20 protein-coding genes are annotated in these 19,871 nt (G+C 70.2%); 11 read left to right on the plus strand and 9 right to left on the minus strand.

Going from position 1 to position 19,871, the window contains the following annotated elements:
- Positions 1-34 precede the first annotated feature (34 nt).
- Positions 35-838 (minus strand): NAD-dependent glucose-6-phosphate dehydrogenase Azf, encoded by an 804-nt coding sequence (gene azf, locus K6T50_RS13120; protein WP_222607023.1) that lies wholly within the window; start codon positions 836-838, stop codon positions 35-37.
- A 148-nt stretch (positions 839-986) separates the two neighbouring features.
- On the opposite strand from azf, the gene K6T50_RS13125 reads away from it, so the two are divergent.
- Together K6T50_RS13125 and K6T50_RS13130 are read left to right on the plus strand one after the other, a co-directional pair.
- Positions 987-1,337: a dihydroneopterin aldolase family protein gene (locus K6T50_RS13125; protein ID WP_222607024.1), complete on the plus strand. Its 351-nt coding sequence runs from the start codon at positions 987-989 to the stop codon at positions 1,335-1,337.
- Positions 1,338-1,430: 93 nt separating this feature from the next.
- A complete protein-coding gene (locus K6T50_RS13130; protein ID WP_222607025.1) occupies positions 1,431-1,874 on the plus strand; it encodes a DUF5790 family protein in 444 nt (147 codons plus the stop codon).
- Positions 1,875-1,907: 33 nt separating this feature from the next.
- Here K6T50_RS13130 and K6T50_RS13135 read toward each other — a convergent pair whose 3' ends face one another.
- Positions 1,908-2,693, minus strand: coding sequence for a creatininase family protein (locus tag K6T50_RS13135; protein WP_222607026.1), 786 nt, complete (start codon positions 2,691-2,693; stop codon positions 1,908-1,910).
- A gap of 138 nt (positions 2,694-2,831) precedes the next feature.
- Here K6T50_RS13135 and K6T50_RS13140 point away from each other — a divergent pair, with 138 nt between their 5' ends.
- A complete protein-coding gene (locus tag K6T50_RS13140) occupies positions 2,832-3,473 on the plus strand; it encodes a methyltransferase domain-containing protein (protein ID WP_222607027.1) in 642 nt (213 codons plus the stop codon).
- 20 nt (positions 3,474-3,493) lie between these two features.
- On the opposite strand, the gene K6T50_RS13145 is transcribed toward K6T50_RS13140, so the two are convergent.
- Both K6T50_RS13145 and K6T50_RS13150 read right to left on the minus strand, forming a co-directional pair.
- Positions 3,494-4,057, minus strand: a complete 564-nt coding sequence (locus tag K6T50_RS13145) for a type IV pilin (RefSeq protein WP_225935324.1) — start codon at positions 4,055-4,057, stop codon at positions 3,494-3,496.
- A gap of 72 nt (positions 4,058-4,129) precedes the next feature.
- A complete protein-coding gene (locus K6T50_RS13150; RefSeq protein ID WP_222607028.1) occupies positions 4,130-5,473 on the minus strand; it encodes a DUF7094 domain-containing protein in 1,344 nt (447 codons plus the stop codon).
- Between the two features lie 192 nt (positions 5,474-5,665).
- On the opposite strand from K6T50_RS13150, the gene K6T50_RS18945 reads away from it, so the two are divergent.
- The 4 genes from K6T50_RS18945 (at position 5,666) to K6T50_RS13170 (ending at position 9,994) form a co-directional block, all read left to right on the plus strand.
- Complete coding sequence (locus tag K6T50_RS18945) at positions 5,666-7,054, plus strand: DUF7345 domain-containing protein (protein WP_225935325.1); 1,389 nt, start codon at positions 5,666-5,668, stop codon at positions 7,052-7,054.
- A gap of 84 nt (positions 7,055-7,138) precedes the next feature.
- The gene (locus tag K6T50_RS13160; protein ID WP_222607029.1) at positions 7,139-7,930 is read left to right on the plus strand and encodes an electron transfer flavoprotein subunit beta/FixA family protein; all 792 of its coding nucleotides are present in this window, start codon (positions 7,139-7,141) and stop codon (positions 7,928-7,930) included.
- Entirely contained in the window at positions 7,927-8,880 is a 954-nt protein-coding gene (locus K6T50_RS13165) for an electron transfer flavoprotein subunit alpha/FixB family protein (RefSeq protein ID WP_222607030.1), read from the plus strand. Before K6T50_RS13160 ends, K6T50_RS13165 begins: the two co-directional genes overlap by 4 nt.
- A gap of 271 nt (positions 8,881-9,151) precedes the next feature.
- The gene (locus K6T50_RS13170) at positions 9,152-9,994 is read left to right on the plus strand and encodes a polyprenyl synthetase family protein (protein ID WP_222607031.1); all 843 of its coding nucleotides are present in this window, start codon (positions 9,152-9,154) and stop codon (positions 9,992-9,994) included.
- 559 nt (positions 9,995-10,553) lie between these two features.
- Here K6T50_RS13170 and K6T50_RS13175 read toward each other — a convergent pair.
- Both K6T50_RS13175 and K6T50_RS13180 read right to left on the minus strand, forming a co-directional pair.
- The gene (locus K6T50_RS13175; RefSeq protein ID WP_222607032.1) at positions 10,554-11,420 is read right to left on the minus strand and encodes a 2-oxoacid:ferredoxin oxidoreductase subunit beta; all 867 of its coding nucleotides are present in this window, start codon (positions 11,418-11,420) and stop codon (positions 10,554-10,556) included.
- Positions 11,417-13,189, minus strand: coding sequence for a 2-oxoacid:acceptor oxidoreductase subunit alpha (locus K6T50_RS13180; protein WP_222607033.1), 1,773 nt, complete (start codon positions 13,187-13,189; stop codon positions 11,417-11,419). Before K6T50_RS13180 ends, K6T50_RS13175 begins: the two co-directional genes overlap by 4 nt.
- 368 nt (positions 13,190-13,557) lie before the next feature.
- On the opposite strand from K6T50_RS13180, the gene K6T50_RS13185 reads away from it, so the two are divergent.
- Complete coding sequence (locus K6T50_RS13185; protein WP_222607034.1) at positions 13,558-14,184, plus strand: FAD-dependent oxidoreductase; 627 nt, start codon at positions 13,558-13,560, stop codon at positions 14,182-14,184.
- A gap of 41 nt (positions 14,185-14,225) precedes the next feature.
- On the opposite strand, the gene K6T50_RS13190 is transcribed toward K6T50_RS13185, so the two are convergent.
- Positions 14,226-15,572: an alkaline phosphatase family protein gene (locus K6T50_RS13190; protein ID WP_222607035.1), complete on the minus strand. Its 1,347-nt coding sequence runs from the start codon at positions 15,570-15,572 to the stop codon at positions 14,226-14,228.
- A 212-nt stretch (positions 15,573-15,784) separates the two neighbouring features.
- Between K6T50_RS13190 and K6T50_RS13195 the strand changes: the two genes are divergently transcribed.
- Positions 15,785-17,122 carry an MFS transporter gene (locus tag K6T50_RS13195; protein ID WP_222607036.1) on the plus strand — a complete coding sequence of 446 codons (1,338 nt, stop codon included), beginning with the start codon at positions 15,785-15,787 and terminating at the stop codon, positions 17,120-17,122.
- Positions 17,123-17,137: 15 nt separating this feature from the next.
- On the opposite strand, the gene K6T50_RS13200 is transcribed toward K6T50_RS13195, so the two are convergent.
- Positions 17,138-17,602 carry a DNA-binding transcriptional response regulator gene (locus K6T50_RS13200; RefSeq protein ID WP_222607037.1) on the minus strand — a complete coding sequence of 155 codons (465 nt, stop codon included), beginning with the start codon at positions 17,600-17,602 and terminating at the stop codon, positions 17,138-17,140.
- A gap of 137 nt (positions 17,603-17,739) precedes the next feature.
- Here K6T50_RS13200 and K6T50_RS13205 point away from each other — a divergent pair, with 137 nt between their 5' ends.
- Together K6T50_RS13205 and K6T50_RS13210 are read left to right on the plus strand one after the other, a co-directional pair.
- A complete protein-coding gene (locus K6T50_RS13205) occupies positions 17,740-18,078 on the plus strand; it encodes a DUF7536 family protein (protein WP_222607038.1) in 339 nt (112 codons plus the stop codon).
- A 79-nt stretch (positions 18,079-18,157) separates the two neighbouring features.
- Positions 18,158-18,493, plus strand: coding sequence for a hypothetical protein (locus tag K6T50_RS13210; protein ID WP_222607039.1), 336 nt, complete (start codon positions 18,158-18,160; stop codon positions 18,491-18,493).
- Between the two features lie 8 nt (positions 18,494-18,501).
- Here the strand turns inward: K6T50_RS13210 and K6T50_RS13215 are convergent, their stop codons facing one another.
- A complete protein-coding gene (locus tag K6T50_RS13215; RefSeq protein WP_222607040.1) occupies positions 18,502-19,827 on the minus strand; it encodes a potassium channel family protein in 1,326 nt (441 codons plus the stop codon).
- Positions 19,828-19,871: the final 44 nt, after the last annotated feature.

The following is a 19,871-nucleotide window of genomic DNA, read 5'->3' on the forward strand; positions in this document are numbered from 1 at the left end:
TCGCGTCGGGGATGGCGGCGCGGATCGAGGGCGACTACGCCGAGTCCGGCTCGACTTCCTCCCGCGGCTCCCCGCCGAAGGTGTACTCCGCGGAGTTGTCCTGCGGATCGTAGCCGAGCACCTCGCGGGCGCGCTCGATGGAGTAGTACTTGCGGTCGTTGTCGGAGATGCCGTAGACGATCTCGTAGCCGTAGTCGGCCGCGAGACAGCGGTCGAACAGGTGCGCGCAGTCACGGTGGGAGAGCCACATCGCCTGTCCGCGCTCGTACTCCTTCGGCGGGTGACCCTTCGTGAGGTTGCCGATGCGGACGCACGCGACCGTCAGGTCGTGCGTGTCGTGGTAGTAGCGTCCGAGCGTCTCGCCGGCGGCCTTCGAGACGCCGTAGAGGTTCGACGGTCGGGGAAGCTCCGAGCCGTCCAGGCGGAACTCGTCGTCCTTGCGGTACATGTGGGGGGTCCGGTCGTCGGTCTCGTAGGCGCCGACGGCGTGGTTCGAGGAGGCGAAGACGAACCGGTCGACGCCGGCGTCGACGGCGGCCTCGAACATCGTCTGCGTGCCGTCGATGTTGTTTGCGAGGACGGAGTCCCACGGCGCGTTCGGCCGCGGGTCGCCCGCGAGGTGGACGACCGCGCCGACGCCCTCGACGGCCTCGCGGACGCCGGCGTCGTCGGTCACGTCCGCGACGAACACGTCGTCGTCCGTGACGCCGTCGGGCAGCGCGTCGGCGGCGACGGGCTCGCGGTCGAGGAGTCGCCAGTCGTACGCCTCCCCGATGCCGGCGAGGATGGCGCGGCCGACGCGGCCGCCCGCCCCGGTGAGCAGTACCGGTTCGTCCATTCGGTGAGATATCCGACGAGCGCGGGTAAGTAAGGTGCGGTTCGACCGGCGTTCTCATCCCGGCTGACACGTCGCTCGGACGGACGACCCGCGGGTTCGGACGCAGTCACTCGGTACGCCTTTGCCCGAGCCCCGTCCACCGTCGGCCATGGCTACCGACGCCCAGCAGGCGTGTTTCGAGGCCGGCATTAAGTTCGGCTCGCTGTACCATCAGTTCGCGGGAACACCCGTCTCCCCCCGAAGCACGCGCTCGCTGGAGACGGCGATCGCCGAGTCGATCGAGAACCAACCGTACTGCGAGTCGGTGACCGTCGCCATCGACGACGACGCCGTCGCGGCGGACATCGACCACGAGAACGGCTACACCGAGCTGTCCGGCCACCTGATGGAGGTCGAGATGCGCGTCGCGTACGAGGGGGTCACCGTCCGCACGCGCATGGAGATGGAGGACGGCTACCCGCTGATGAAACTCGTCGAGGTCGTCGAACCGGACGACTGACCCGCGGATTCGACCGGCTCGGTCCGCGCCGCCGCCGATTTCACTTTCACTTTCGGGCGACCGCTTAAGAAGGTCCCCGGCGAACCCGGAGGTATGCCGCAGTCTACCTTCGACGACGACGACCTGTTCGGGGAGGCGGCCGACGAGATGCGCGAGGACGTGGAGACGCACCTCCGGGCCGCGAAGGCGACGCTGCCGGACGCCGACGCCGTCTGGGAGACGGACGCCGACAACGTGCTCGGCGCCCTCAACGGGCTCCGGTCGGCGCTGGACACCGGCGACGCCGTCGAGGAGCTCCGACAGGCGAAAAAGCAGTACGTGCTGGGCGAGCGCGCCGGCGCCTTCGAGGACGACGAGGAACTGGCCGCGGAGATCGACGAGCTGCAGGAGCTGGTCGAGACGCTGGAGGAGGCACACGAGCAGGTCGGCGAGCTGACGAGCGTCGTCCCGCAGATCAAAGGCGACCTGGAGGACGCCCACGCCGAGGGCGTCGACCCGGACGCGGACGCCGACGACGTGGAGGAGGCGGAGGCGTAACCGTCGACCCTCGGCCGGCGGTCCCCGCCGTTCTCAGCGCTCCCGGTCGACGACCGCACGGGCGACATCACACAGCGCGTCGCTCGCACGCTCCAGCAGTTCCGCTCCGAGCTCGGCCGTCCCCTCCGTCGGGTCGCCGACGACGCCGTTCCCGGTGAACTCGTCGCTGTCGTGCGCAAGGTTCACCCCGCGAACCCACTCCCCCCAGCGGTCGCTTCCCCCGTCGCGCGCCTCCTCGACCCGGTCCTCGCGGACGAGATCGGGGGCGACGTGGCGCACCATTGCCGTCTCCAACGGCCCGCCGTGGCCCATCCTGCTCGCGTGCTCGCCGACGGCCTCGAACCACGTGAACGAGACCGCGTAGGCGTCGGTCGCGTCGTCGCGCGAGACGCGGCGGGCGACCTCCGCGAGCGCCTCGACGTTGCCGCCGTGGCCGTTGACGAGGACGACCCGGTCGATCCCGTGACTCGCGAGGCTCTCCACGGTCTCGCGGACGTACGCGCGGAACGTGTCGGGCGACACCCACAGCGTGCCGTCGAACGCGCGGTGCTCCTCGGCGACGCCGACGTGGACCGGCGGCGCGACGAGCAGGTCGCCGCCGGCGACGGAGTCGTCCGCGTCGCTCGGGTAGCTGTCCGTGTCGCTCGCGCGGTCGTCCGCCCACTGCACGGCGGCCGCGTCGGCGACGACCTCGGCGGTCAGTGCGTCGGTTCCCAGCGGCGCGTGCGGGCCGTGCTGTTCGGTGCTCCCGACGGGGAGCAGCGCGGCGGCGAGGTCGGCGTCGCGGACCGCCGTCCACGTCGCCTCCGAGAGCTTCATGTCCGTCCCTCCGTCCCGGTCCGACTTGTAGGCGGCTATGCCGAGCGATGCCGACGCGCGCGTCGCCCGGATCTCACGTTCCCTCGCCCGGACGGGGTTCCGTGGGGGTTATGACCGGCCCGTCCCAACGCGAGCGCAATGGGTATCCTCGAGGACAAGGACAACGCGCGGCTGTTCTACCGGTACTTCTCGCGCGTCTACGACACGATCAACCCGTACATCTGGGACGACCGGATGCGAAACCAGGCGCTAGAGTGGTTCGACGCCGACCGCGACGACCGCGTGCTCGACGTGGGCGCGGGCACCGGATTCGCCACCGAGGGGCTGCTCAACCACGTGGACGAGGTGTACGCCCTCGACCAGTCGCGCGGCCAGTTCGAGCAGGCGTTCCGGAAGTTCGGCAAGCACGGGAAGGTCCACTTCCACATGGGCGACGCCGAGCGCCTCCCGTTCACGGACGACAGCTTCGACAAGCTCTGGTCGTCGGGCTCCATCGAGTACTGGCCCGACCCCGTCGCCGCGCTGCGGGAGTTCCGCCGCGTCGTCAAGCCCGGCGGGACAGTACTCGTCGTCGGCCCCGACTACCCGAAGCTGCGCGTCTTCCAGAAGCTCGCCGACGCGATCATGCTGTTTTACGACGCCGAGGAGGCCGAGGAGATGTTCAGCGAGGCCGGCTTCGAGGGGACCCGCCACTTCATCCAGCAGCGACACCGCGGCGCCCCGCGGGCGATCACGTCCGTCGCGACGGTGCCGGAGTCTGACGAGCCGAACGACGGCTGAACTACCCGTCGCGCGTTCGCTCACGTCGCCGCCGCGGTCGGCGCGGCCAACCGGTGGGACCCGACGAACAACGTCACCTCGACGGTCGTTCCCGGCCGGATCCGCGGGCGGTTCGTCCCGGCTGGCGTCACCGTCGTGGACTCCCCGGCTGACCACGCGTGGTCGCTGGCGAGGTTGAACGGCCCCGTCGGCCCGCTCACGAACCCCCGCGCCGCGAAGAACGGCACCGGCGGCTGGTGACGGAGGCGCGTTCCGTCGACACGGATCACGACGCGGAGTCGGCGCACGTCGAGAGTGTCGCCGCCGCGGTGCGTGAGCGTGATCGTTCCGTCCGCGACCGTGACTCCGATGACGGCGGCGACCGGGGCCGACCGCGGTTCCGACGCGGCCGGATCCCCCGATCCGTCCCCCGTGGTCGCTTCGCCGACCCCGGCGGTCGACAGCGTCGCCGCCCCGACCGTCGCCGAGAGCGCGACCGCGGCGAGTACTAACAGGACGACGCCGACCGAGGAGGCGGCGGCTCGCCGGTCACGGTCGCCCGCGGAACCGCGTGCTGTCGAACCCGCCGTGGCGTCTCGATCCATCGACGGCCGAAGGTGGTGCCGGTATCGGTGATAAACGATCGCCGCGGACGACGAACACCCGGGCGTCGGTTGTCACCCGGTGGCGTTCGACGATCCGGAATCGTCGGCGGAGGTGAACGCCTCGTCGACGGTGACGGCGTCGGTCGGGGCGACGTTGATCGTCGACACCTCGGTCGAGCCGACCTCGACGACGGTGACGACGAACTCTCCACGGGGAGAGACCGTCCAGAGGACTCCGTCCGTGCCCGTCGTCCCGACGTCGGTGCTCTCGCCGCCCTCGCGACCGATCTTCACGACCGCGTCGACGGGCTCGCCGGTCTGCGGGTCGGTGACGGCGACGCGAAGCGGGCCGCCGGGGAACGTCCGATTCACGGTCAGCGCGAGATCGAGCGTTCTCGTGACGGCCTCGCCGCCGGAGACCGCCGCGAGGTCGACGCGCTGGTGTTCCATGAACACCCGCTCGGTCCCGCCGCCGACGAACGCGGTCAACGTTCCGTTCGGGTACGAGAGATCGAACAGGAACGTCCCGCCGGACCCCTGCCCGGCGACCGAGCCGCCGGTGGCGGCCCACACCTCCGGGTAGCTCCGCGCGGTGACGTTCTGGGCGGTCTCCTCGTCGATGCTCGTGTCGTCGCGTTCGCGGAGGTCGCCGCGGAACGCCTCGCGAACGTACCGGCCGTCCGCGACCGTCGAGAGGACGATCCCCGACTCGGTCGCCTCGACGTACACCCGCGTCGACGCCCCGGGCTCGCCCTCGAGCGCCGCGGTGGTGCGCGAGCGTACGGGCCCGTCGAACGTGCGGAGGTCGTACACCACGGGGAACACGCGGCTGTCGTCCAGGGCGAAGTCGTCCGTCTCCTCGGCGAGCCGGTCGAGCATACGCACCCGATCCTCGAGGACCGCCGCCTCGGCGCGGACACGCGCCAGCTCGATGAGGAACTCCCGCGCGGAGATCTCGCCCGCGTGGTAGGCGGCGACCGCCTCGCGGTGACGGCTGTGGAGGGTGATGAGGTCCTTGTCGACCTCGTTCAGCCCGTCGAGGATCCGTATCTGGCGCTCGTCGCTGGTGTTCGCGCTCGCGATCCGCTCGCGCAACGCGATCGTCTCGATGCGTTCGGCCGAGGCGTTCGCGCCGAAGGTGGTCGCGGTTCCCGCGTCGACGGTCACCACGTCGATGTCGGAGGCGACGCTGCCGTTGCCCTCCAGCGAGAGGACGCGGATCGGCGCCGTCCCGTTGATCGCGGCCACGGTGGCCGTGGACGCCGATTCGGCCGCGTCGGGCGTCTCGGTCGCCGTTGTCGTGGTCGGGCTGTCGGGGACGGCGGATGTCGTTCCGCCCCGGTCGGGGACCGCGAGCGCGCCGCCGACGGCGACGGACACCAGGAGGACCGCAACGAGGACGGGGATGACTCGCATCGGTGGTGAGTACCGAGTCATCCGATAAAAAACCGGTCCACACGAACGGGGATGGGGCCAAGACCGACGGCCGCCCGGGATCGACGTCCGTCGTCACCCTTCGGCCGACAGCCCGGAAGTCGGTGGTGGCGCCGCGATCGCGACCCCCGATGGAAAGGGTTTTGCCAAAACGCCAAGAGTCGCATACACAGCATGCGGTACGTCGCCCTCCTCGCCGCGCTCGCCCTTCTCGTCTCGCTTGTCGCGGGCGCGACGACCGCGGCAGCCGTCCAGCCGGCGAATTCGCCGCCTCCCGCGGACCTCCACGCCGGCGGGGCCGATGCCGGCCACGCGATCGCGCCGCCGGCGGACGGCACGCCCTCCCAGCTCGCCTCGACCGTCGGCGCGCCGCGAACGAACTTCACCGTCTCCCTCCGGGAGGACGGCTCGGCCCGGTGGACCGTCGAAACGCGGGTCCGGCTCGACGACGAGCACGCCCGCGACGCCTTCCGTGAGTACGCCCGCGCGTACGAGGCGGGCGAGGCGGCGGGTGGACCGACGGTCGAGCCGTTCGAGAACGCCGCGGCCGCAGCCGCGGAGGCCACCGGCCGCGAGATGTCGATCGAGCGGGTGAACCGGACGGCGACGCTGGCGAACCGATCCGGCGTCCTCAGGCTGCGGTTCACCTGGACGAACTTCCTCGAAACGGGCGACGACGGCGTCCTCGCGCTCGGGGACGCGTTCCGGACACCGAGCAACGGCACGTGGTTCGGCTCGCTGTCGGCCTCCCAGCGGCTCGTCATCGAGCCGCCCGCGGACTACGAGGTCAGCGACGTATCGCAGGGATTCAGCTACTCGATCAGCGACCGCCGGATCGTCGCCGAGGGTCCCCAGCAGTTCGAGGCCGACGACATCTCGGTCCGGTACGAGCCCGGCGATCCCGAGCCGGAGTCGTCGTTCCTGCTCGAACTGCTCGCCGGGGCCGGCGTCGTGCTGCTGTTCGCCGTCGCGGTGTTGGCGTACCGCCGCGGCGGCGTCGCCGGCGGGAGCACGGACGCCAACGCCGACACCGGGACGGGATCGACGCCCGAAGGCGCCCGTCGCCCGACCGAGGGCGCCGCCACGGACGGGCGCGATGGTGGATCCGCGGGCGCCCCGCCCGATCGAGCGGAGGGCGGCGAGGGATCGCCGCGCAGCGCCGGTACCGGCGGCGCGACCGCCGCGAGCGACGGGACGGACCGCGACGGTACTGCCGCCGCCGGCGCGGACGGGACCGACGGCGCCGCGGAACCCGAGGAGGATCTGGAACTCCTCTCGGACGAGGAACGCGTCGAACGGCTCCTCGACGCTCACGGCGGTCGGATGCGCCAGGGGACCATCGTCGACGAGACGGGGTGGTCCGACGCGAAGGTGTCGCAGCTGCTGTCGGCGATGGCCGACAACGGCCGCGTCGAGAAACTGCGGCTCGGCCGGGAGAACCTCATCTCGCTGGTCGACGACGACGGTGGCGACGACGACGGGGAGAACGGGAACGGCGATGACGGGTCGGGCGGGGACGGATCGGACGGTGACGGACCTGACGGGAACGGAACGGCGAGATAACGGGACCGTCGACCTCGACCGACGCCTCGCCCGTTGCCGGCGGTTCCGAAACTGTTTACCCCCGACCATGGCAACGTTTGCGCGATGAAGATCCTCGTCACGGTCAAGGAGGTCGCGGAGGCGGCCGACGACTTCGAGATCGAGGGGACAGACATCGGGGAGCAGTTCCTCGAGTACGACCTCAACGAGTGGGACGACTACGCCGTCGAGGCGGCCGTCCAGCTCTCGGAGGAGTACGACGACGTGGAGGTCGTCTCGGCCACCATCGGCCCGGAGCGCTCCGAGGAGACGATCCGGATGGCGCTCGCGAAGGGCGTCGACCGCGCGATCCGCGTGTGGGACGACGACGTCGCCGCCGCCGATCTGGACGTGGCCGCGAAGACGCGGCTGTTCGCGTCCGTCGTCGAGGAGGAGGAGCCCGACCTCGTGCTCTCGGGCGTGCAGGCGGCCGACGACGGCTTCGGCGCCACCGGCGTCTCGCTGGCCGACGAGATCGGCTTCGACTGGGCGGCCGTCGTCAACCGCCTCGACACCGACGACGACCTGTCGACGGCGCACGTCCACCGCGAGCTCGAGGGCGGGATCGAGGAGCTGACCGACGTTGACCTCCCCGCGGTGCTCACGATCCAGACGGGGCTGAACGAGCCGCGATACGCCAGCCTGCGCGGCATTCGCCAGGCCCAGGGCAAGGAGATCTCCGAGTTCGGCCTCGCCGACCTCGGCCTCGACGCCGACGCGGTCGCCTCGCCAATCGAGCGCACCGCGATGTACGAGCCCGAGACGGAGTCGGACGCGACGTACTTCGACGGCTCGGCCGACGAACAGGCGGCGCAGTTGGCTGACGTGCTCCGCGACAAGGGGGTGGTGTCGGAATGAGCGACGTGCTCGCGGTCGCCGACCACCGACGCGGCGAGCTTCGGGACGTGAGCTTCGAGATCGTCCGCGCCGGACGCGAGCTGGCGGCCGACCTCGGCGGCGACCTCCACCTCGCGGTGATCGCCGGCGACACCGAGGCGTTCGCCGACCGGCTCTCGCTTGCGGGCGTCGACGCGATCCACACCGTCGACGCGGGCGCCGAGTTCAACCACGACCTGTACGCCGGCGCGACGGCCGCGCTGTTCGAGGAGCTGTCGCCGACGGCGGTCCTGATGCCCAACTCCGTCAACGGCCTCGACTACGCGCCCGCGGTCGCCAACCGGCTCGACGTGCCGCTGGTCGCCGACGCGGTCGGCCTCGCGTACGACGGGGGGTTGGAGGCGACCCGCGAGATGTACGGCTCGAAGGTGGAGACGGCCGTCGAGGTGAGCGAGGAGCCGTTCGCCGTCACCGTCCGCGGGGGCGAGTGGGCCGCCGTCGAGGAGACGGCCGACGTGCCCGTCGAGACGTTCGACTACGAGTTCGACGAGTCGGCCTCCGGCGCCCGCGTGCAGGGCTTCGAGGAGGTCGGTGCCGGCGACGTGGACATCGCCGACGCGGAGTTCCTCGTCTCGATCGGTCGCGGCATCGAGGAGGAGGAGAACCTCGAACTCATCGAGGAGCTCGCCGAGGTCACCGGCGCGACGCTGTCGTCCTCGCGGCCGATCGTGGACAACGGCTGGCTCCCGAAGAACCGGCAGGTCGGCCAGTCCGGCAAGCAGGTGACGCCGGACGTGTACCTCGCGATCGGCATCTCCGGGGCCGTCCAGCACGTCGCCGGGATGAAGGGTGCCGAGACGATCATCGCGATCAACACCGACCCGAACGCGCCGATCTTCGACATCGCCGACTACGGGATCGTCGGCGACCTGTTCGACGTGGTGCCGGCGCTGATCGAGGAGTTCAATTGAACCTCTTTTCTGACGGGGGTTTCCTCGCTCGCTGACGCTCGCTGCGGGAACCCCCGTTGAAAACCCGTTCATGTCGTCGGATTCCGCAGGAATCCGACTGCTGACGGGAAATCTTCGATTTCCCGTAATGCCAAAACTACCGCTCGCTCGCCAGCCTGGCGGCTGGCTCGCTCGCGGTGCAGCGCGTAGTGTCACCGCCGACCGCGACCGCCGGCGACCCCCGCTCCCGCATCCGGTACCCTCTTTTCCGACCGGACCCGAACACGCGTCAATGGAGTATCTGGAGCGTCGGGTCGCGATGGCCGACGAGCGCCTCGCGGAGGTGACCGGGGCGATCGAGCCGTCGGAACTCGGCGAGGAGATCGAGCACGTCGCGCTCGCGGGCGGCAAGCGCGTCCGCCCGACCGTGACGCTCCTGGCGTGTGAGGCCGCCGGCGGCGACCCCGAGGACGCCGTCGACTTCGCGGTCGGGGTCGAGCTCGTTCACAACGCCTCGCTGGTCATCGACGACATCATCGACCGCTCGGACGTGCGCCGCGGCACCCCCTCCGCGTGGGCGGCGTTCGGCTACGGTCCCGCGATCGTCGCCTCCGACGGCATGCTGGGGGAGGCGTTTCACCTCTTCTCCGCCAACGAGCAGGCGATGCAGGTCGTCGCCGAGGCGATGGTCGAGCTCGGCGAGGGCGAGGCGACGGAGCTGGTCGCGAAGCCCACGAACGAGGAGGAGTACATGACGCTCGCGCGCCGCAAGACGGGCGCGCTGTTCCGCGCGGCCGCCGAACTCGGCGCCGTCGCCGCCGGCGCCGACGGCTTCACGATCGAGGCGTTCGGCGAGTACGCCGAGCGCGTCGGCGTCGCCTTCCAGATCCGCGACGACGTGCTCGACGCGACCGCCGACGCCGACGAGTTGGGCAAGCCCACCGGCGTCGACGAGGCCGTCGACCGCCCGTCGCTGCTACAGGTGACGGACCTCACCCCGGAGGAGGCCGACCAGCGCGCCCGCGACCAGGCCGATGCGGCGCTGGAGGCGCTGGAGACCGCGGGGATCGGCGAGTCGGACGCTCGCGGGTACCTGCGGGATCTGGCGGAGTTCGTCGTGGTTCGGGAGCGGTAGGCCCCGGGCCGGAATCGCGACGGCCGAACTCCCGTCGTACCGGGGAGAAGACACCGCGGATCGACGGTGCGAGGGATCTCCCCGGGTAGGAACGGGTAGCCCATGCACCGTCGTTTAAGCATAGACCGTTCCAGTGTCCTGTATGGGTCCGTCGGCGCCGAGTCCGAAGTTGAACTCCGGCCTCGTCTCGGCACTCTGTTGGGTTCGTGGCCACGACTGGCCGGACGACGCCGACGGCGACGAGTGTCCTTCTCCGGTCCGGTGTCGGTTATGTAACAAACGAAAGCAGTGACGCGGTCGAGGGAATCGCCGGCAGAAGGTACTGTGAACCACGAGATCGGGCGATCTATCGACCAGTACTCTCGGAATTCAGCGGAGCCCCTACGTACCGTACCGCGAGCGAGCCAGCCGACAGCTGGCGAGCGAGCGGCCTTTTGATCATCATCAGAATCGCTTCGCGATTCTGATTAGCAGTCGGATTCGAAGAATCCGACCGCATCGACGGGTTTTGGCGGGGGTCGAGCGCCGAAGGCGCGAGGCCCCCGTGAAAAGTGGTCGGTTAGTAGAACTCTCTCACGAGGTCCATCGCGCCCTCGGGGGCGCCCTCGTGGTCGATGTCGCTCATGTTCGAGTCGAGGCCGTGGGTCTGCTCGTACGACTGGCTCTCCTCGTCCTGATAGAGCACGCCCATGTACTCCTTGTCGGCGTCGAGAACCTTCTCCTTGGCCGCCTCGCGGTCGGTCGGGTCGTAGTCCTCCTCCCCGAGGTCGACCAGCGAGTCGCGGAAGTAGTCGTAGGTGTCCACGTCGTTGAACGTGACACACGGCGAGAACACGTTGACGAAGCCGAAGCCGTCGTGCTCGATCGCCTGCCGGACGATCTCCTGGTGACGCAGGGCGTCGCTGGAGAACGACTGGGCGATGAACGTCGCGCCCGAGGCGAGCGCGAGCGCGAGCGGGTTGACGGGGGGCTGCTGGGGCCCCTCCGGCGTCGTCGAGGTCTCGAAGTCCTCGCGCGAGGTCGGCGAGGCCTGCCCCTTCGTCAGCCCGTAGATGCGGTTGTCCATCACGACGTAGCTCATGTCGACGTTCCGGCGGACGGCGTGGACGAAGTGCCCCGCGCCGATGGAGTAGCCGTCGCCGTCGCCGCCCGCGACCATCACTTCGAGGTCGGGGTTGGCCATCTTCACGCCCGCGCCGACCGGGAGCGCACGGCCGTGGACGCCGTGGATCGCGTAGCTGTGCATGTACGTGCCGATCTTGCCCGAACAGCCGATGCCGGCGACCACGAAGGTGTTGTCGGGGTCGTTGCCCGTCTCCGCGAGCGCCTTCATCATGCCGTTCATCGTCCCGAAGTCGCCGCATCCGGGACACCACGTGGGCTGCTTGTCGGATTTGAAGTCGGTGAACCTGACCTGGGAACTCATGCTTCCACCTCCTGGCCCTCGTCGGGGGCCAGGGTCTCCTTGATGTCGTCGGCGAGCTCGTCCGCCTTGAACTGCACGCCGTTGTACTTGTTAACCCGTTTCACGCGCTGGAGCGTGTCGTGCTCGACCACGTCGGCGAACTGTCCCGTCGCGTTACACTCGACGACGACGACCTCGTCGGCCGCCTCGAACTCCTCGGTGAGATCCGGACGCGGGAACAGGTACGGCACCGAGAGGATCCGCACGTCGATGTCCTCCTCCTCGAGGAACTCCAGCGCCTCGACGAGGGTCCCCTCGTTGGACCCCCACGTGACGACGAGGTTGTCCGACTCGGGGTTGCCGAACTCCCGCGGCGAGAAGTCCTCGCGCTCGCGGGCGGTCTCGACCTTGCGGTTGCGCTTGTCGACCTGCTTGACGCGCATCTCCGTGTCCTCGGTCCGGCGGCCCTGCTCGTCGTGCTCCAGGCCGGTGGACATGTGCGCGCCGCCCTCCGTGCCGGGGAACGCGCGCGGGGAGACGCCGTCCTCGGTGAGCTCGTGCGGCTTGAAGCCGCCAGACTCGGTCTGGTGGTCCTCGATCGTGTCCTCGTCGACGACCTTGCCGCGGTCGATCTCGACGGCGTCCATGTCGAAGGCGTCGGGCTCGAACGTCTGCTCGGTGACCGCCATCGCGAGGTCGGCCGCGAGGTAGACGGGCGTCTGGTACTTCTCGGCGAGGTTGAACGCCTCGACGGTCTTCCAGAAGCACTCGTCGACGGTCGTGGGCGCGACGACGAACCGCGGGATCTCGCCGTGCCCGCCGTACAGCATCATGTTGAGGTCGCCCTGCTCCTGCTTGGTCGGCATCCCCGTCGAGGGACCCGAGCGCATTACGTCGACGATGACCAGCGGCGTCTCGGAGGTCGCGACCAGGCCGAACGTTTCGGTCATCAGGTCGATGCCGGGCCCGGAGGTCGCCGTCATCGAGCGCGCGCCGGCGCGCGCGGCGCCGAGCGCCAGGTTGATCGCAGCGAGCTCGTCCTCCGCCTGGACGACGTGGCCGCCGAAGTTCTCGATGCGGCCCTTCAGGTACGTCATCACGTCCGTCGCGGGCGTGATCGGGTAGCCGGCGTAGTACTTGCAGCCGGCCGCGATGGCGCCCATGCCGATCGCCTCGTCGCCGTTGAGCAGGACGTAGTCGTTGTCGGTGGTCTCCAGGTCGTAGTCGAACTCGATGTCGGAGTACTCCTCCTGAACGTACTCCTGGCCGAGGCGGGCCGCCTGCTTGTTGTTGTCGACGAGCGCCTGTCCCTTGTCGCCGAAGCGCTTCTTCAGCGAGGAGTCGAGGTGCTCGATGTCGAAGTTCGTCGCCTCGCAGGCGGCGCCCAGCGCGACGACGTTGCGCATGATGGCGCCGCCGGCGTCCTCCGCGAGGCTCTTGAGCGGCACGTCGAGCCCGATCATCCCGTCCGGGATCTCGACGTCGGCCATCGTCGTCCGCTCGCCGTCGTAGATGATGACCGAGCCCTCGTGGAGCTCGTCGAGGTTCTCCTCGATCGTTCGGGGCGTGAGCGCGACGAGGACGTCCAGCCGGTCGACGACCGACCGGACCTTCTCCGTGGACGTGCGCACCTTGTACGCGGTGTAGCCGCCCCGGATCCGGGAGGCGAAGTCCTTCGACGTGAAGACGTGTCGACCCGCCCGGGAGAGCGCCTGCGCGAAGATCTTCCCGGTGGAGTCGATGCCATCGCCGGCCTCCCCGCCGATGGCCCAGTTGAAGTCCGCTGGCATACTGGTCACACCTTCCCACGGTCGGTGGAAAAGCCTTCTGAATGGGGGGAGGACGGGACACTTGTGGATCGTCGGATAGTTCACCGCTTCAAACGACGAATGTAAGTTCTTCTCGGCTGATAGCGGCGATTCGACGGACGAACGATCGGTTTTCGTTGTCTCGCGGCACGGGTCGTGCCCTCGGGCGAACGCCCCCGATTCCCGGTACGACAGGCGTATTAGCGGGGTTCGACGGGTGACGACGATCCGGCGACGGTGCACGGGATACCCGGACCGGGGATCCGGGATCGGGGATCGGGACTCCCGCCACGTGGCGTCGGGGCTCCGGAAGCGACACCTTCGGGTACCCCCGCGCGCAACCGACGCGCATGGACGCCACAGTCGCGGTGCGGTCGGTCGCGGAAGTCGGTCCCGATACGGTCGCGGTGACGCTCGATTCGCCCGCGGAGTTCGACGGGAGACCGGGGCAGTTCGTGAAGCTCACCGCCGTCGTCGACGACGAGGAGGTGTCGCGCTTCTACACGATCTCCTCGCCCGACACCGACGGCGAGTTCGAGACGACCGTCGGCCTCGACGGCGGCGACTTCTCGGCGTACCTCGCGGCCCTGGAGGCCGGCGACGAGATCGAGATGGCCGGTCCCTTCGGCGACGACTACTACCGGGGCGAGGCGCGCGCGGTCGTGCTCGCGGGCGGCCCGGGCGTCGGCCCCGCGGTCGCCATCGGGGAGGCGGCGCTGGAGGCTGGCAACGAGGCCGCCGTCGTCTACCGGGACGACGCGCCGGCACACACCGAGCGCCTCGACGCCCTGCGCGAGCGCGGCGCGAGCGTCGTGGTCACCGACGGCGACATCGCCGACGCGGTCGCCGAGGCGATCACGGGCGCCGACGGCGAGCAGGCGTTCGTCTACGGCTTCGCCGACTTCGTCGACACGGCGACCGCGGCGCTCTCGGCGGCGGGGTACGCGGGCGACGCGAAAGTCGAGAACTTCGGGTAATCGAAAACGTCGGATACCCCGTCGGTCGACGGCCGACCGACTCAGACGAGGCTGGCGCCGTCGAAGTCCGCGCGGGCGTAGTCCACGTCCATCAGGTCGAGGATAGTCGGCGCGATGTCGAGCAGGTCGGCGTCGGCGATCGTCGCGTCGGGGTCGTCGACGAACAGGGTCGCGTTCTCGAAGCTGTGCATCCCGTTTCGCGGCCCCGTCGAGAACACGCCGTCGTCGTGGGGCTTGAACTTCGCCTTCAGGTCGAAGCCGTGGTTCGGAATGATCGTCAGGTCCGGCGCGATGTCGTCGTGGTCGCCGCGGAACGCCTCCTCCTTCTCGACGACGCGCTTGGCGACGGGCGTGCCGTCGGGGCCCTCGAGCGCCTCGATGTCGGCCTTCAGTTCGTCGCGGACCGCCTCGTAGTCCTCCTGGGGCACCGACCCGCGGGGCTCGCGGCCCTCCAGGTTGAGGTACAGGCGGCCGGGAATGAGCGAGTACGCGCGCGCGCTGTCGGCGATGTCGCCCAGTTCCTCGTGGTCGTCGTCCTCGAACTCGAGCCACCCCTCGTTCTGGAGCCACCGGTTGATCTCGACCTCGTAGTCCTGCACGGTGAAGCCGTGGTCGGAGGCGACGACGAGCGTCACGTCCTCCGGGAGCAGCTCGCGGATCTGCCCGACGTAGTCGTCGACCTTCTCGTAGAACTCCATGAACTCCTCGTAGTACTCGCCGTCGCGGGCGTAGTCCTCGAACAGGAAGTGGTTCACCCGGTCGGTCGTCATGAACACGCCGAAGAACAGGTCCCAGTCGTCCTGCTCGATGTAGTGGGTGAACGCCTCGAAGCGCTTGTCGAGGGTCTCATGCGAGACCTCGAGGAACTCGCTCTTGTCGTCGTTGTGCCCGAGCTTCGCGTTCGTGTCGATCCGGTAGTCGATCGACTCGAGGTACTCCCGGAGGTCGTCGGGGTAGGCCGCCTTGTCGACGCCCGGCGAGAGGAACCCCGAGACCATCCGCTGGACGTTGCGCTGGGGCGGGAACGTCACCGGGACGTTCAGCACGCTCGCGTCGCGGCCGTCCTCGGCGACCCGGTCCCAGATGCGCGTCGCCTGCACGTCCCGACCCATCGGGACGTACGTGTCGTAGCTCCCGACCTCCCGGTCCTGGAAGCCGTACACGCCCGTCTCGCCGGGGTTGACGCCGGTCGTGAGCGCCGGCCAGCACGCCGACGACTCCGGCGGAACGATGGAGTCGATGGCGGCGGACGAGCCCTCGTCGGCGAGCGCGGCGAAGTTCGGGAACCGGTCGGGGTGTTCCGCCAGCAGCGAGTTGGGCACCCCGTCGATACCGATGAACGCGACTCGGGGATCGTCGTCCCCGCGGAGCCGGTCGAATAGTCCCATAGGGGGCTCATCTGCGGGGGCGCGTAAAGTAATTCAGGTTCTGTCGGTCGGTGCCGACGCTCGCCGACGCCGGCGATTCTCGCCGGTGGGGGCGCGGCGGTGTCGCACCGATCGCCGCACGCGGTCGGCCGTCGCGACCGCGGGCGACCGCGGGCGATCACAGCCGACCGCACCCGGTACGGTTTTGCACCCGCCACCCGCAGTCGTCGGTGATGCCGGACGATTCCGGGGCGGGCGTCGACGCGCCGACCGACACGGACCCCGAACCGGACCCCTTCGACTCCTTCCGGCAGTTCGCCGCCCTCCCGGGCGACGTGTTCGTGCTCTCGCTTGCGATGTTCGCGTTCAGCCTCGGCTTTCAGGCGACCGGACGGTACCTGCCGCAGTATCTCGCGGTGCTCGGCGCCTCCAGCCTCGCGCTCGGCGCCTACGGCTCGGTCGGCAACCTCATCTCCGCGGTGTTCCCGTACCCGGGGGGCGCGCTGTCGGACCGCCTCGGCTCGCGCACGTCGCTGACGCTGTTCGGCCTCGCGTCGACGCTCGGGTTCCTCGTGTGGTGGGCGGCCGACCCGTTCCGGACGGTGCCCGTCGGCCCGACGAACCTCGCGGTCGTCATGATCTTCCTCGGGCTGTTCCTCTCGCAGGCGTGGAAGTCGTTCGGGCTGGGCGCGACGTTCGCGGTGGTGAAACAGTCGGTGCCGACCGACCGGCTCGCCTCCGGGTTCGCCGCCACGGAGACGTTCCGGCGGACGGCGTTCCTGCTGGGGCCGCTGCTCGTCGCCGGCGTGCTCTCAGTGTACGCGTTCACCGAGGGGTTCCGCCTCGTCCTGCTGGGCGCGGCCGTCGTCGGGGCGATCGCGACCGTCGCGCAGTTCGTCCTCTACGACGCCTCGAACGACTCGATCGGCAAGTCGTTCCAGGGCGTCGGCATGGTACTCGAAGACCTTCGGTCGCTGCCGGAGACGCTCGGCCCGCTGCTCGTCGGCGACACGCTGGTGCGGTTCGCCAACGGGATGGTGTACGTGTTCTTCGTGCGCGTCGTCGTCGACGTGCTCGCCGTGGGCGCGACGCTCCCGGTCGTGGGCGAGCTCTCCCCGGAGGCGTACTTCGGCGTCCTGCTGGGGATCGAGATGGCGGTCGCCCTGCTCACGATGGTGCCGGTCGCACGCCTCGCGCGGTCGGTCGGCCTCAAGCCCGTGGTCGCGCTCGGGTTCGCCGTCTACGCCGTGTTCCCCGCGATGTTGATCTTCGCGCCGCCGGACGCGACGGTGCTGGCGGTGCTGTTCGCGTTCTCGGGGCTCCGGTTCGCGGGCCTGCCCGCGCACAAGGCGCTCATCGTCGGGCCGGCCGAGGCCGACGCCGGCGGGCGCGTGACGGGCACGTACTACCTCGTCCGCAACGTGATCACCGTCCCGAGCGCCCTCGTCGGCGGCTGGATCTACGGCCGCTCGCCTGAGGTCGCGTTCGCCCTCGCGACGGTCGTCGGCCTCGTCGGCGTCGGATACTTCCTCCTGCGCGGACGCGAGTTCGAGGCGTACGCGAGCGCCTGAGCCGGCTCCGACGGCTTACGACGATCCGCTCGGTTCGGTCCCGTCGGTCGCCGTCGCCCGCGACACGGTCCGGACGAGTGCATCCAGCGCGTCGAGGCCGTGACGCTTCGAGATGGTCCCGTCGACCCCGGCAACGTCGTCGAGGTCGTCGAGGGCGCCCGAGAGCGCGACGACCGGAACGCCGTCGTCGACGCGGCCGACCGCCGTCGCCACCTCGGCGGCGTCGGTCAGAGGCGGGCGATGGTCGGTGACGACGCAGTCGACGCCCGACCGGGCGGCCGTGAGCGCGTCGGCGACGCCGTCCGCGTGTACGAGTTCGATCTCGGGGTACGACCGTCGGAAGTACGCGTCCGTCAACGTCGCGAACTCCTCGTCGGATTCGACGTGCACGACCCGGAGCGACCTCGCCGTCCCATCGTCGCCCCGGCTCTCGGCGCCCCGGTCCGCCGTCCCCGTTCGGGTCGAGTCGTCCGTCGACATCCTTGGGACGCTCCCCAATGCCATGGCACTACTTAACATGATCGGCACCGTCAACCGCTGCGGGAACTGGCGCGGCGACCATCGGTGTCCGTGCCGTGGGGCGATGGGGATTTGAGGCGGGGGCCCCAACGCGGGTCGTGAGCGAGCAGTCACGTGATACCGGCGACGAGTCCGCCCCCGCCGAGTCGCGCCCGGATCGTCCCCCGATCACCGGGCTGGTGGAGACGCTGTCGGTGAAGCGAAACGTGGCCGTCGGGGCGGCCGTCGGCGTCGCGCTCGCGGTCGCCGTGTACGCGGTGCGTGCGCTCGAACTGCTCGGCCCGGTCGGCGGCACCCGCGAGTATCCCGTGTTGGGTCCGGACGGCTACTTCCTGCTGCTCGCGTTCGTGCTCGCGTCGTCGACGACGCTGCTCGTCGCGTCGGTGCTGACCGTCGTCTCCGCCGTGCGCGCGCTCCGCGCGCCCGACACCTCCTGAGGGACGCGACGGGCCGGCTGAGAGACGCGACGGGCCGGCGCCGTAACGATAAGGGCTGTGCGGTGCGTGATCGATCCGCATGGCCGCGAGCACGGCCGAGGCTACCGTCCGGCTCCTCCTCACGGGGGTGTTGTGTCTCGTCCCGACGGTCGCGTACCTCGGGCTGCTTCGGCTCCTCGACCGGCTCCGAAGCGACGTGCTCGTCGAGCACACGATGCGGATAGCCGCCGAGGAGGAGGCATCCGAGGTGGCGGGCGACGACTGGGACGACCCGCGACGAGCCCGTCGGCTCGTGTTGTGTTCCGACTGCGCGACGCTGCGCTCGCCCCGTCCCGGGTCGTGTCCGACCTGCGGAGCGTCGCTCGAGGAGGTCGCCGATCGGCCGGCTTTCGACCGCGGCCCGCGGGGTTCGTGAGCGCGGCGTCAGTCCACGTCGAACTCCTCGGGCGAGCCGGCCATCGCCGTGAACCGCTCGGCGCCCGCGCGGGTTCCCTTCGCGATGAGTACGTCGCCGGCGCGCAGTCGCGTCCCCGCGCCCGGCGAGACGATCCACTCGCCGTCCCCGTTCTCCTCGTCGTCCGATCCGTCGGCCGCGTCGCCGTTCGCACGGCCGTTCACGTCGCCGTCGGCGGATCCGTCGCTGTCGCGGTCGTCCCGACGACCGCGGCGGACGGCGATGACGCGCATGCCCGTCGCGGTCTTCACCTCGCGGTCGCCCAGCGTCGAGCCCGCGAGTTCCGATCCCGCGGCGACGACCGCGCGGACGATCACCTCGTCGGACTCCTCGACGGCCTCCGCGATGACCGGGTGCGCGTCCAGCCCGCGGAGGACGCCCTCGCTGATCTCGACGGCGGCGTCGCTGATCTCCTCGGTCGCGACCGCGAGGTGGACGAGCCCGCGGAGGCTGACCGGGTCGTCGACGCGCGCGGCCGCCCGGAGCGTCCACGCCTCGAAGCGCGACTTCAGCGCGTCGACCTCCGCCTCCAACTCGGCGACCTCCTCGGCGACGCCGCGGCTGTCGAACAGCACCGCGCCGTACGCCAGGTCGACGGCCAGCTCGCTCATGTTCTTCATCAGGACGATCGAGTCGACGGCGCGCTCGAGGTCCTCGACGGCGGGGTCCGGCGACTCCGGTGACTCGTACGCGTCGCCGGAGGCCGCCTCGTACACCTCCCGCAGCCCCTCCTCGAATCCGCGGAGGATCAGCGTGTCGCCCGTGCGGAGGTCGGTGTCGCGGTCGGGGTTGGTGATCCAGCGGGCCTTCCCGGTGGCCTGATCGCGGCGGACGGCGATGACGCGAACGCCCGTCTCCGTCTCCATGTTGATGCCTGCGAGGGTCCGACCGACGTACGGCGACCCGTCGGCGACGGGGACGCGAACGAGCGTCTCGACGGCCTCCGGCAGCGCCGCGCGCATCGCCTCGGGGAGGCCGACCTCCTCGAGAACGATCTTCGCGATGTCGCCGGCGGCGTCGCTGATCGTCTCGGCGGCGCCGACGACGCCCAACACGGGTGCCAGGTCCTCCACGTCCTCCGGCGAGCGCGCGGCCATCATCACGCTCATGCGCGCCTGCAACTGGAGCACGTCCATCCGGGACTCCAGCGCCAGCACCTCCGCCGCCAGGTCGGGGCTCCCGTGGAGCACCGCCGAGTACGACAGGTCGATGAGCAGCTCCGCGGTGTCCTTCATCTCGGCCAACACGGCCTTCACGCTCACCGGCTCGTACTCGACGGGCTCGTCTCGGTGCATCCGATGGTGGAGCGGTTCGACGGGCCGGCGGAAAAGGGTTGCTC

The sequence above is a fragment of the Halobaculum magnesiiphilum genome, assembly GCF_019823105.1.
GTDB lineage: Archaea > Halobacteriota > Halobacteria > Halobacteriales > Haloferacaceae > Halobaculum > Halobaculum magnesiiphilum.

Coding starts and splice junctions, on each gene's coding strand:
- azf (WP_222607023.1), bottom strand. CDS start 838: ATGGACGAACCGGTACTGCTCACCGGGGCGGGCGGCCGCGTCGGCCGC.
- K6T50_RS13125 (WP_222607024.1), top strand. CDS start 987: ATGGCTACCGACGCCCAGCAGGCGTGTTTCGAGGCCGGCATTAAGTTC.
- K6T50_RS13130 (WP_222607025.1), top strand. CDS start 1,431: ATGCCGCAGTCTACCTTCGACGACGACGACCTGTTCGGGGAGGCGGCC.
- K6T50_RS13135 (WP_222607026.1), bottom strand. CDS start 2,693: ATGAAGCTCTCGGAGGCGACGTGGACGGCGGTCCGCGACGCCGACCTC.
- K6T50_RS13140 (WP_222607027.1), top strand. CDS start 2,832: ATGGGTATCCTCGAGGACAAGGACAACGCGCGGCTGTTCTACCGGTAC.
- K6T50_RS13145 (WP_225935324.1), bottom strand. CDS start 4,057: ATGGATCGAGACGCCACGGCGGGTTCGACAGCACGCGGTTCCGCGGGC.
- K6T50_RS13150 (WP_222607028.1), bottom strand. CDS start 5,473: ATGCGAGTCATCCCCGTCCTCGTTGCGGTCCTCCTGGTGTCCGTCGCC.
- K6T50_RS18945 (WP_225935325.1), top strand. CDS start 5,666: ATGCGGTACGTCGCCCTCCTCGCCGCGCTCGCCCTTCTCGTCTCGCTT.
- K6T50_RS13160 (WP_222607029.1), top strand. CDS start 7,139: ATGAAGATCCTCGTCACGGTCAAGGAGGTCGCGGAGGCGGCCGACGAC.
- K6T50_RS13165 (WP_222607030.1), top strand. CDS start 7,927: ATGAGCGACGTGCTCGCGGTCGCCGACCACCGACGCGGCGAGCTTCGG.
- K6T50_RS13170 (WP_222607031.1), top strand. CDS start 9,152: ATGGAGTATCTGGAGCGTCGGGTCGCGATGGCCGACGAGCGCCTCGCG.
- K6T50_RS13175 (WP_222607032.1), bottom strand. CDS start 11,420: ATGAGTTCCCAGGTCAGGTTCACCGACTTCAAATCCGACAAGCAGCCC.
- K6T50_RS13180 (WP_222607033.1), bottom strand. CDS start 13,189: ATGCCAGCGGACTTCAACTGGGCCATCGGCGGGGAGGCCGGCGATGGC.
- K6T50_RS13185 (WP_222607034.1), top strand. CDS start 13,558: ATGGACGCCACAGTCGCGGTGCGGTCGGTCGCGGAAGTCGGTCCCGAT.
- K6T50_RS13190 (WP_222607035.1), bottom strand. CDS start 15,572: ATGGGACTATTCGACCGGCTCCGCGGGGACGACGATCCCCGAGTCGCG.
- K6T50_RS13195 (WP_222607036.1), top strand. CDS start 15,785: ATGCCGGACGATTCCGGGGCGGGCGTCGACGCGCCGACCGACACGGAC.
- K6T50_RS13200 (WP_222607037.1), bottom strand. CDS start 17,602: ATGTCGACGGACGACTCGACCCGAACGGGGACGGCGGACCGGGGCGCC.
- K6T50_RS13210 (WP_222607039.1), top strand. CDS start 18,158: ATGGCCGCGAGCACGGCCGAGGCTACCGTCCGGCTCCTCCTCACGGGG.
- K6T50_RS13215 (WP_222607040.1), bottom strand. CDS start 19,827: ATGCACCGAGACGAGCCCGTCGAGTACGAGCCGGTGAGCGTGAAGGCC.